We start from the raw sequence: 10859 nt of genomic DNA, 5'->3' as shown, positions 1-10859 counted from the left end.
TCGCTCCGGCTCGGCCGATGAACCCCTTGTATGCGTGCGGAGGGCAGTGATGACGATTCTGCTCCAGGTTCTCGAGCAGAGCTATACCCCGACAACCCCGTGGGAACGGCGCAAATTCACGTTCATCGATACCGGAAAGATCGTCGGCATGCGCCTGGACGGCCAGTCCGGCGTGTGGCTCGACCTGTCCAGACCCGGCGAATCCCAGCGGCTGGCGCACACCGTCGATCCGCGCGATTCGATCACTTTCCTGCTCACTGTCTTCGCCAAGATCGCCGAGTGCGAGGACCGTGGCGGTTCGTGGCTGGTCGGCCACGACGGCACGCACATCTCCTCGATCGCGGCGACGCGGTTCCCACCCCATGCCAGTGAAGTGGCCGCCGACGACATCCTGGCCCGCGCCTGGTTGTAGCCCGGTCGGCATATCTGTCGGTACCACCGGCTACAACCTGCGGGTATGCGGAAATGGGCTTGGCTGCTCGGCACGGCGCTCGCGGTCTCCGGTTGCGCTGTGCTCACACCGGACGATCCGGTGCTGCCCGCGCCCGGCAGTCCGACGCGCGCCGAGGTGAGCGCGCTGCTCGACCGGGTGCGGGTGATCGCCGCCCGGCCACGCCCCGGCGGCTATGAACGTGGCTGCAAGTCGGGCCAGGCGTGTGTGTTCGGCACCGCCTGGTCCGACGACACCGACGCGCCGGGCGGCCATGACGGCTGCGACACCCGCAACAACGTGCTCGCCGCCCAGCTGCGGGAGGTGGTGCGGCGCGGCCGGTGCGTGGTCGTCGAGGGCGTGCTCACCGACCCGTACACCGGCACCGACCTCACCTTCCGCAAGTCCGACGGCGGCCGCATCCAGATCGACCACGTCTACCCGCTGGCCGCGGCCTGGGACATGGGCGCCGCCCACTGGCCACCCGACCGCAGACTGCGCTTCGCCAACGACCTGTCGGTGAACCTGCTCGCCACCGGCGCGTCCACCAACCAGTCCAAAGGCGACGACACCCCCGGCGACTGGCTACCGCCCGCCCACCCGAACCACTGCTTCTACGCGGCCAAATACCTCACCGCCGCCCTCGACTACGACCTGCCGATCACCGCCGCCGACAACGCCGCACTCCACCAGGTCGCGCGCGGGTGTCCGTGATCGACCGCCAGTTCGGCAAGCGCTCGGCGCACCCAACCCGGGCGGTACCCGTCCGCTGCGGGCAGGCGACGCCCAGCTAGCCGCCAGTGGCCACCGATCGCAGCGACACCGTTCAGCGCGGCATGCCGGATTTCGGTGCAGGCGACGCCTCGTCAACCGCGCGGCATGCCGGATTTCCCGGTAGGCGACGCCTCGTCAGGCGCCGGTGGCGACCGGTCGCTTCGGATCGTTCGACCACTGCGACCATGAACCCGGGTACAGCGTGGCCGGGATACCCGCGATAGCGAGGGCCGCGATCTGGTGGGCGGCCGTCACGCCGGAGCCGCAATACACCGCCACCGGGCCCGTGCCGAATTCGGCGAACCGCGCGCGCAGTTCCTCGGGGGTGCGGAAGTGTCCGGTGGCGTCCAGATTCTCGGTGGTCGGGGCGCTTGTCGCGCCGGGGATGTGGCCGGCTTGGGGATCGACCGGTTCGACCTCACCGCGATACCGCTCACCCGCTCTGGCGTCGAGGAGCACGCCCGACCAGTTGGCGGCCGCGTCGGCGTCGATCACCGGCAGCGAGCCGGGGCGGATCATCAGGTCGCCGGATACCGGGTCGGCTTCGGCGCCGGTGGCGAGCTCGCCGCCCGCCGCGATCCACGCGGGCAGCCCGCCGTCGAGGATCCGGACGTCATCGACGCCTGCCCAGCGCAACAGCCACCAGGCTCGCGCCGCGGCCATACCGCTGGTCGCGTCGTAGACCACGACCGGCTCGCCTGTGCCGAGGCCCCAGCTGCGCGCGCACTTCTCGAACGTGCCGGGGTCGGGCAGCGGATGCCTGCCCCGCGCGGGCGCGGGCGCGGCGGCCAGCTCGGTCTCCAGATCGACGAACACCGCGCCCGGAATGTGCCCGTCCAGATAGTGCTGCGGGCCATCCGGATCACCCAGCGCCCACCGCACATCGAGCAGATGGATCTTCTTGTCCGCCAGTTCTTCCCGGAGTTCCTCCGGGGAGATCAATACCGCACTCACGCCCGCTCCTCACCACCGTCGCACCTGCCGAAGCCCCCGATGTCGCCACCCTACGCAGTAGGACCGGCCCACCGGTACCGAACGCACCCCTCGACCACGGCGCGCTCGCTCGCCACCCGCGAGGGGCCCACACCGGCGGACTGCGGGGATACGCTGAGCATTCACGCCACCCTGCGATGGTCCCGATTTCGACCGATCAGCGCGATAGTGAACGTTCGTCGACAGCGACCCGGCCCGTGCGCGACCCCTACCTCGGCACCACCGCTTCGACGACCTAGCCCGCGGCCTCCCCGGCGTGCGACGCACCAGCGCCTCGGTCGGCCCACGCTTCGAAACAGGCGCTGACCCGAACCGGCCCTGCTCCGAGTTGGCGCGCGCGGCAAACTGGACCGATCGCGGCGGACGCAGATCAGTCCACTTTCGCGGTACTGGCAGGCGACACCGGCCCGACCTGCGGGCAATATCGGCACAATGTCGCAGGTCACCACCACCCCGCCCGATGTTGTCGCCGAGCAGCCGGCGGGCATTGCCCAGCCGCTCGGAGCGGGCGCGATTACGGCGCTGGTCGGGTTCACCAGTTCGTTCGCGGTGGTGCTGAGCGGCTTGCGGGCGGTGGGTGCGAGCCCGGCCCAGGCGGCATCCGGGCTGATGATCCTGTGTTTCACCCAGGGCATCGGCATCCTGTTGCTCAGTTTCCGGTACCGGATTCCGATCACGCTGGCCTGGTCGACACCGGGTGCGGCGCTGCTGGCGAGCACCGGGCTGGTCGCGGGCGGCTGGCCGGGCGCGGTCGCGGCATTCGCGGTCACGGGCGCGCTGATCGTGATCACGGGACTATGGCAGCGGCTCGGCTCGCTGGTCGCGGCGATCCCGGTGCCGATCGCGCAGGCGATGCTGGCCGGTGTGCTCGTCCCGCTGTGCCTGGCGCCGGTGCGGGCGCTGACCACCTCGCCCGCCGTGGTGGTGCCGGTCATCGTGGTCTGGCTGGTGCTGCAACGGTACGCGCCGAAGTGGGCGGTACTGGTCGCCTTCGCCACGGCGGCGATCGGCACCGGGATCGACATCGCGGTCCGCGACCGGCACCTGGATCTGCCCGCCATGGTCCCGACGGTGGAATGGACTGCGCCGCACTGGCATTGGCAGGCGATCGTCGGCATCGCGGTGCCGCTCTACATCGTCACCATGGCCTCACAGAACATCCCCGGCGTCGCGGTGATGCGCTCGTTCGACTTCCAGGTGCCGTGGCGCGCGTCCATGCTCGTCACCGGAATCGGCACCATCGCGGGCGCCACCGCGGGCGGCCACGCGATCAATCTCGCCGCGATCAGCGCGGCCCTCTCCGCCGCCCCCAGCGCGAGCCCCGACCCCAAACGCCGCTGGATCGCCGCCGCCACCGCGGGCGCCGCCTATCTGATCCTCGGCCTCGCCTCGGCCGCCCTGGTCACCCTCATCGCGGCGGCCCCCGCCGGCACCCTCGAAACCGTCGCGGGCCTGGCCCTCCTGGCCACCCTCGCCGCAGCCCTCACCGGCGCCCTCAGCGACCCCGACCACCGCATGGCAGGCCTGGTCACCTTCCTCGTCGCCGCCTCCGGCACCACCCTGTTCGGCATCGGCGGCGCCTTCTGGGCCCTGATCGCAGGCCTGATCATCCGCCGCTTCCTGCCCAACGGCGCCTGAGTGCCCGAACCGTCAGGTGGCCTGGCTCAGAACGCGGGAACGTCGCTCGTGCTGGCGTTTCCGCCGATCGAGGGCTGCAGGGTGATCTCCCAGTCGGAGCCTGCGTCGAAGGAGTCGTCGAACTTCTGGAACTGGCGGTCGCGGGTGAAGCTGAGCGTGGCCTGGTCCCAGTCGGCACCGGTCTTCAAATAGACGTAATAGGTTCCGGCGATGCCGCTGAGGGTGGCCTTCGAGTTACCCCGCACGTAGATGGTCGCCTGTGGCGATGCGGGATTGCCGTTCGCCACCACCACGGCGACGTCGTCGCTGTTGCCGTTGTCGATTTGCAAGGTCCCGGCGCCGTTCAAGCCGGCCTGCTGGACGATCTCACCGTTGTCCGCACGCCGATCCAGCAGCGGCAGAGCAGGCATCGACGGCACCACCGGCGCGGCCAAGGCCGAACTCTTCGACGTGCCCGCCGAACCGCTCGACAGATCCGAACTCGCGCAACCGGCAACCGTCACCGCCAGCGCGGCCACGGACACGACGAAAACACTGCGCTTCGACATAAATTCCCACCCCGTCTTCAGGCCCGGACCTACCGAACCGACTCTCGGACAACAGTATCGCGGTCCCCCGACAAGAACGCCAACCGGTCTGCCGACGACCGCTCGATGGTCGACACCCCTGTCGCGACTCAGCTCGGGCCCGCGAGCCGGTCCAGCAGCGGGCCGGTGCGCGGGCCGACGAGCTCGCGCATGACCAGGGCCATGTTGGTGCGTTCGACGCCGGGGATCTTGAGGATCTGGCCCGCGATGCGGTAGAGGTCGTCGGCGTCGCGGGCGACGATGCGGACCGTCAGGTCGGTGGAGCCGGTCATGCCGCAAACCTCGGTGACCTCGGGGACGCCTGCCAACTCGTCGACGACGGCATCGAGTTGATGCTGATCCACGACCACCGCGACGAAGGCTGCCAGCGGATAGCCGAGTGCGCGCGGTTCCACCCTGCGCTCGAAGCTGCCGAGCACTCCACCGCTGTCCCAGCGGGCCAGCCGCGCCTGCACGGTATTGCGTGACAAGCCGAGCCGGGCGGCCAGTTCAACGCCGGTGGCCCGCGGGTTGGCGATCAACTCGCGCAGGAGCCGCGCATCGGTGGCGTCCAGAGTCACGGCGTCGGGTTCGCGACTTGTCATACAACGCAGTATGACAGTGTTCGAGCGGTCCAGACCATGCACTCTGCTCATTCCCATGTCGATCGCTTGCGCAGTCGGCGTTATCGTGGATGCTGAGTGATACACATCGCACTCAGCGATTGTCGTACCTGCATCGGGCCCACAAGGCGCGGTGGTGAGGAGGCGATCTCGATGTCGGAGAAACAGACCTATCCGGTCCAGTTGGTCCAGCCGGACGGCAAGCGCGTGTTCGATCGCGAGCACGCGGCGCTGGTGGCCGACATCGATGCCGAACGGTTGCGGCAGCTCTATCAGGACCTGGTCGTGACCCGCAGGATCGATGTCGAGGCGACCGCGCTGCAACGCCAGGGCCAGCTCGGCTTGTGGCCGCCGCTGCTCGGCCAGGAAGCCGCCCAGGTCGGCTCGGCGCATGCCCTGCACCCCGACGACTACGTCTTCTGCTCCTACCGCGAGACCGCGGTGGCCTACTGCCGCGGCGTACCGCCCGAGCAGCTGACCACCCTGTGGCGCGGCGTCGCCCACCACTGCTGGGACCCGGCGGCGGTGAACATGACCAACGCCAACATCGTGGTCGGCTCCCAGGGCTTGCACGCCACCGGCTACGCCTACGCCGCTCACCTCGACGGCGCCGATATCGCCACCATCACCTACTTCGGCGACGGCGCGACCAGCGAGGGCGACATCGCCGAGGCGCTCGGTTTCGCGGCCGCGTGGAGCGCGCCGGTGGTGTTCTTCTGCCAGAACAACCAGTGGGCGATCAGCGAACCGGTCACGGTGCAGAGTCATGTGCCACTGGTGCGCAGGGCCGACGGCTACGGCATCCCGGGCGTGCAGGTCGACGGCAACGATGTACTCGCCGTCCTGGCCGTCACCCGCCAGGCGGTGGAACGGGCACGCACCGGCGGCGGCCCGACGTTCATCGAGGCGATGACCTACCGGATGGGCCCGCACACCACCGCCGACGACCCAAGCAGGTACCGCACCGCCGCCGACACCGAGTACTGGGAACACCGCGACCCGATCGAGCGCATCCGCCTGCTGCTCGACCACGAAGGCCACCTCGACCCCGAGTTCGCCCGCCACGTCGCCGACACCGCCGACGACATCGCCCGCCGCGTGCGCACCGCGACGATGGAGATGCCCGACCCCGACCCGGTGCGCATGTTCGACAACGTCTACGCGACCGAGCACCCACTGATCACCGAAGAGGCGCACCAGTTCTCGGCCTACCTCGCCGAAGGAGCGCAGTCATGATCACCACCTTCGCCGCCGCCCTCAACACCGGCCTGCGCAGGGCGATGGAAGACGACGCCAAAGTCGTGCTGCTCGGTGAGGACATCGGCAGGCTCGGCGGCGTGTTCCGGGTGACCGACACGCTGCAGAAGGACTTCGGCGACAACCGCGTCATCGACACCCCGCTCGCCGAATCCGGCATCGTCGGAACGGCTTTCGGCATGGCCTTGCGCGGCTACCGGCCGGTGGTGGAGATCCAGTTCGACGGCTTCGTCTATCCCGCCTTCGATCAGATCGTCTCCCAGGTCGCCAAGATCCACTACCGGTCCGGTGGCAAGGTGAAGGCGCCGTTGACGATTCGCATCCCGTTCGGCGGCGGCATCGGCGCGGTCGAGCACCATTCGGAATCGCCCGAGGTGTATTTCGCGCACACCGCCGGACTGCGTGTCGTCTCCCCGAGCACCCCGGCCGACGCGTATTCGATGATCCGCCAGGCGATCTCCCTCGACGATCCGGTGGTCTTCTTCGAACCGAAACGTCGCTATTGGGACAAAGCCGACGTAGATTTCGAAGGCGAACCGGATCTGCCGCTGCACCACGCCAGGGTGTGCACCCGCGGCGCCGACGCCACCGTGGTCGCCTACGGCGGTACCGTCGCCACCGCGCTGACGGCGGCGAAGATCGCGGCCGAGGAAGGGCATTCGCTGGAGGTGATCGATCTGCGCAGTCTCTCGCCGATCGATGTCGACACGATCGCGGAATCGGTCGACAAGACCGGCAGGCTGATCATCGTGCACGAGGCGCCGGTCTTCGCCGGGCTCGGCGCCGAGATCGCGGCCCGCGTCACCGAACGCTGCTTCTATCACCTCGAGGCGCCGGTGCTGCGCGTCGGTGGCTACGACATCCCCTACCCCCCGGCTAAGCTCGAAAAGCACCACATTCCCGACCCCGACCGCATTCTGGCGGCGGTCGACCGCTGTCTAGCCGCGTGACGAAAGGTGCCACCGTGCCGGAACAAGCCGCCGACGACGACGGTCATGTTCTCGAATTCCGCCTCCCCGACCTGGGCGAGGGCCTCGCCGACGGCGACCTGGTGTCGTGGGCCGTCGCGGTCGGCGACACGGTGGAACTGAACCAGACCATCGCGGAGGTGGAGACCGCGAAGGCGGTCGTCGCGCTGCCGTCGCCGTTCTCCGGTGTGGTCGTGGAATTGCTGGCCCAGCCGGGCGACACCGTGCCGGTCGGCGCGCCGCTGATCCGGGTGCGCAACGATCTCGAGGTCACCGCGCCGCCGACCGCGGAGTCCGCCGGCCGCAACGACGTGCTGGTCGGTTACGGCCCGGAAGCCGAATCCACTTCGCGCAGGCGCACATCCGTCCCGTCGGCGGCGATGGCGGCGAACACGCCGAGTACCCACCGGGCGGCGGCGACGCCTGCGGCGCGCAAGCTGGCCAAGGAACTCGGCATCGATCTGTGGTTCGTCGCGGGCTCGGGCCCCGAGGGCGCGGTCACCGTCGAGGACGTGCGCTCTGCCGTCCCGGTGACGGCGCCGCGCACACCGGCCCGGCTCGGTGACGTGGCGCCCGCACGGGCGAACGGGCATTCCGGCGATGCCGACGGCGGCCTGATCGAGCCGACGGCCCGCGAGGAGCGCACTCCGATCACCGGAATCCGCAAGCGCACCGCCGCCGCGATGCTGGCCAGCGCCCGCACGATCCCGCAGGCCAGCACGTTCGTCACGGTCGACTGCACGGCCTCGATGGAACTGCTCGACCACCTGCGCACGACGAAATCCTTCGAGGGACTCCCCCTCACCCCGCTGGCCCTGGTCGCCAAGGCCGCGCTGGCGGCGCTCGCGGAGTATCCGGGGATCAATACCGCCTGGGACGAACAGAACCAGGAGATCGTCACCAGGCACTACGTGAACCTGGGGATCGCGGTCGCCTCGGATCGCGGGCTGCTTGTCCCCAACCTCAAGGACGCGCAGTCGCTGAACCTGCGCGAGCTGTGCCGGGAAATCGCCTATGCGGCCGAGTTGGCCCGCTCGGGCAATGCCACCACCGCCGATCTGCGCGGCGGCACGTTCACCATCACCAATGTCGGGGTGTTCGGCGTCGACACCGGGGTGCCGCTGGTGAACCCCGGCGAGGCCGCGATCCTGTGCCTCGGCTCGATCCGCAAGCGGCCGTGGGTGTTTCGCGACGAGCTGGCCGTGCGCTGGGTGACCACGCTCGGGCTCAGCTTCGATCACCGGATGATCGACGGCGAGCTCGGCGCGCGCTTCCTCGCGACCACCGCGGGCTTCCTGGAGGATCCGTTGACGCTGCTCAGCCGCGTCTGAGCGATTCTGTCCGCGGGAACCCCGTGCGGACATCGCGGTCTTCCGGTGCCGGACAGCGAAACCCGCCGCTAGGGTGCGGGCATGGAGATAGCAGGCAAAGTCGCGATCGTCACCGGCGCGGGCGCAGGGATCGGCGCCGCGCTCGCCCATCGGCTCGTGGCAGGTGGCGCGCGGGTCGTGGTCGCCGATCTCGACGCGGACTCCGCGGCGAAAGTGGCCGGTGAGCTGGGCGAGAACGCGGTCGCGGTCGGCGGTGACGTGGCCGACGAGCAGGTCGTCGCCGCGCTGATCGAGGCCGCCGAGCGCGCGTTCGGGCCGGTCGATCTGTATTTCGCGAACGCGGGCATCGGTGGTGGTCCCGGTCTGGACAGCACCGAGGAGCAGTGGGCGGCCGCCATCGATGTGAACGTGATGGCGCACGTGCGCGCCGCGCGACTGCTCGTCCCCGGGTGGGTCGAGCGCGGCAGCGGTTATTTCGTGTCCACCGCGTCGGCGGCCGGTCTGCTGACCCAGATCGGTTCGGCACCCTATTCGGTGACCAAACACGCCGCCGTCGGGTTCGCCGAATGGCTCTCGGTCACCTACGGCGACCAGGGTGTCGGGGTGAGCTGCCTGTGCCCGATGGGCGTCGATACCCGGCTGCTCAGCGGCGACCTGATCCCGGAGAACCCGGAGGCGGCGGCGCTGGCGATCAAGGCGGTGAAGACGGCGGGCGCCGTGCTGTCACCGGAGGAGGTCGCCGAGACCGTTGTCGAGGCCGTTGCCGCCGGGCATTTCCTGATCCTGCCGCACCCGGAGGTGCTGCAGATGTACCGGAACAAGGGCGCCGACTACGACCGCTGGCTGTCGGGGATGCGCCGGTTCCAGGCGATGCTGCAGACCGCTAGCCGCTGACGAGTTCGGCGGCGGCCGTCCGGACCACCTCGGGGATCGCCACCGGCTTGCGGGTCTCGGCATCGACGTAGACGTGCACGAAATCGCCGGTCGCGGCGAGTTCGAGACCCGCCTCGGTCTCCTTGAAGATCGCCAGGTCGTAGGTGATGCTCGAGTTCCCGAGGCGGGCGATGCGCAGCCCGACCTGGAGCTGGTCGGGGAAGCTGACCGAACCCTGGAAGCGGCACGAGGTCTGGGCGACGACGCCGAGCGCGGGCAGCGCGGTGATGTCCATGCCGGTGGCCCGCATCAGCCAGGCGTTCACCGCGGTGTCGAAGTAGGAGTAGTAGGTCACGTTGTTCACGTGGCCGTACTGGTCGTTGTCGGCCCACCGGGTCGGCATCGGCCACATGACGGGATAGCTCACCCGGCTGACGATAGCGCAGCGACACTCCCCTGCCGGTGGTCGCGTGGACTCACCCCGAAGTGCCGTTTGAACGCGGTGCTGAGGGCGAAGGCGCTGCCGTAACCGACCTGGCGGGCGATGGCCTCGACCGTGGCATCGGATTCGGCGAGCAGGTCGGCGGCCATGGACAGCCGCCATTCGGTCAGGAACGTCATCGGGGGTTCGCCGACCAGCTCGGTGAACCGGCGGGCCAGCGCGGCCCTGGACATGCCGACCGCCTCGGCCAGCGCGACCACCGTCCAGGGATGGGCCGGATTGTGCTGGAGCAGGCGCAGGGCCTTACCGACCAGCGGATCGCTGTAGGCGTGGTACCAGGCGGGGGCGTCGTCGCGGGCGAACCAGGCGCGCAGGGCGGCGATGAGCAGCAGGTCGAGCAGGCGGTCGAGCACCACGGTCTGCGCGGGCAGGTCCTTGGTCACCTCGTCGACGAGCAGGTCGAGCAGACGGGTGTCGAGGTCACCGCGCGGCAGGACCGCGACCTGCGGCAACGCACGCAACAGCCGCCGGCTCACCGCCCCCGCCGATTCGTAGGTGCCGGTGACCATCAGTGTCTCGCCGTCGGGATCGGTCCCCCACTGCCGGACGCCGAGACTCAGTGTCTCGCACAGGATCTCGCCGTCGGGCGTGGTGGTCACCTCACCGGGATGGATGACGATCTGCGGTTCGGTCGCCGGATCGTCGGCCACCGTATACGGCTGCGGGCCACGGAATACCGCGACATCGCCCGCACCGAGCTGCCGCGGCGGCGCGGAATCGGTACTGACCCAGGCCTTTCCACGGATCATCGCGAGCACCGTCAGCGGCGCCTCGTCCTGGATCCGCAGCGACCACGGCGGGTTCAGCAGCGAGCACATCAGGAACGCACCACGGGCACGCGGACCTTCGAGCAATCCGGCTAACGCATCCACACATCCACCGTAGACGACCGCGCATGTTCGCG

General features: G+C 69.6%; 12 protein-coding genes. 7 read left to right on the top strand and 5 right to left on the bottom strand.

Annotated elements, in window-relative coordinates:
- Window positions 1-49 precede the first annotated feature (49 nt).
- Together ACFWF2_RS19885 and ACFWF2_RS19880 are read left to right on the top strand one after the other, a co-directional pair.
- Window positions 50-412 (top strand): hypothetical protein, encoded by a 363-nt coding sequence (locus ACFWF2_RS19885; protein ID WP_189031061.1) that lies wholly within the window; start codon window positions 50-52, stop codon window positions 410-412.
- Window positions 413-457: 45 nt separating this feature from the next.
- Window positions 458-1144: an HNH endonuclease family protein gene (locus tag ACFWF2_RS19880; RefSeq protein WP_379308909.1), complete on the top strand. Its 687-nt coding sequence runs from the start codon at window positions 458-460 to the stop codon at window positions 1142-1144.
- Window positions 1145-1339: 195 nt separating this feature from the next.
- Here the strand turns inward: ACFWF2_RS19880 and ACFWF2_RS19875 are convergent, their stop codons facing one another.
- A complete protein-coding gene (locus ACFWF2_RS19875) occupies window positions 1340-2158 on the bottom strand; it encodes a sulfurtransferase (RefSeq protein ID WP_379308908.1) in 819 nt (272 codons plus the stop codon).
- A gap of 471 nt (window positions 2159-2629) precedes the next feature.
- On the opposite strand from ACFWF2_RS19875, the gene ACFWF2_RS19870 reads away from it, so the two are divergent.
- Window positions 2630-3835 (top strand): benzoate/H(+) symporter BenE family transporter, encoded by a 1206-nt coding sequence (locus ACFWF2_RS19870; protein WP_379308907.1) that lies wholly within the window; start codon window positions 2630-2632, stop codon window positions 3833-3835.
- A 26-nt stretch (window positions 3836-3861) separates the two neighbouring features.
- Here ACFWF2_RS19870 and ACFWF2_RS19865 read toward each other — a convergent pair whose 3' ends face one another.
- The gene (locus tag ACFWF2_RS19865; RefSeq protein ID WP_379308906.1) at window positions 3862-4353 is read right to left on the bottom strand and encodes a hypothetical protein; all 492 of its coding nucleotides are present in this window, start codon (window positions 4351-4353) and stop codon (window positions 3862-3864) included.
- Window positions 4354-4511: 158 nt separating this feature from the next.
- On the bottom strand, window positions 4512-5006 hold the full coding sequence (locus tag ACFWF2_RS19860) for an Lrp/AsnC family transcriptional regulator (RefSeq protein WP_379308905.1): 495 nt from the start codon (window positions 5004-5006) through the stop codon (window positions 4512-4514).
- A gap of 171 nt (window positions 5007-5177) precedes the next feature.
- Here ACFWF2_RS19860 and pdhA point away from each other — a divergent pair, with 171 nt between their 5' ends.
- From pdhA to ACFWF2_RS19840, 4 genes are all read left to right on the top strand, one after another.
- Entirely contained in the window at window positions 5178-6260 is a 1083-nt protein-coding gene (gene pdhA / locus ACFWF2_RS19855; RefSeq protein ID WP_379308904.1) for a pyruvate dehydrogenase (acetyl-transferring) E1 component subunit alpha, read from the top strand.
- Window positions 6257-7231 carry an alpha-ketoacid dehydrogenase subunit beta gene (locus tag ACFWF2_RS19850; RefSeq protein WP_379308903.1) on the top strand — a complete coding sequence of 325 codons (975 nt, stop codon included), beginning with the start codon at window positions 6257-6259 and terminating at the stop codon, window positions 7229-7231. The genes pdhA and ACFWF2_RS19850 overlap by 4 nt, the downstream gene beginning before the upstream one ends.
- A gap of 14 nt (window positions 7232-7245) precedes the next feature.
- Window positions 7246-8580: a dihydrolipoamide acetyltransferase family protein gene (locus ACFWF2_RS19845; RefSeq protein WP_379308902.1), complete on the top strand. Its 1335-nt coding sequence runs from the start codon at window positions 7246-7248 to the stop codon at window positions 8578-8580.
- A gap of 81 nt (window positions 8581-8661) precedes the next feature.
- Window positions 8662-9474, top strand: a complete 813-nt coding sequence (locus ACFWF2_RS19840; protein WP_379308901.1) for an SDR family oxidoreductase — start codon at window positions 8662-8664, stop codon at window positions 9472-9474.
- On the opposite strand, the gene ACFWF2_RS19835 is transcribed toward ACFWF2_RS19840, so the two are convergent.
- Both ACFWF2_RS19835 and ACFWF2_RS19830 read right to left on the bottom strand, forming a co-directional pair.
- Complete coding sequence (locus tag ACFWF2_RS19835; RefSeq protein WP_379308924.1) at window positions 9464-9865, bottom strand: acyl-CoA thioesterase; 402 nt, start codon at window positions 9863-9865, stop codon at window positions 9464-9466. The two genes, ACFWF2_RS19840 and ACFWF2_RS19835, sit on opposite strands and share 11 nt — an antisense overlap.
- 11 nt (window positions 9866-9876) lie before the next feature.
- Window positions 9877-10827 carry an AraC family transcriptional regulator gene (locus ACFWF2_RS19830; RefSeq protein ID WP_379308900.1) on the bottom strand — a complete coding sequence of 317 codons (951 nt, stop codon included), beginning with the start codon at window positions 10825-10827 and terminating at the stop codon, window positions 9877-9879.
- Window positions 10828-10859 lie beyond the last annotated feature (32 nt).

It is taken from the genome of Nocardia sp. NPDC060259 (genome assembly GCF_042728775.1).
Classification (GTDB): domain Bacteria; phylum Actinomycetota; class Actinomycetes; order Mycobacteriales; family Mycobacteriaceae; genus Nocardia.
The sequence above is the reverse complement of the archived record's forward strand: the minus strand, read 5'-3'. Positions and strand labels throughout refer to the sequence as shown.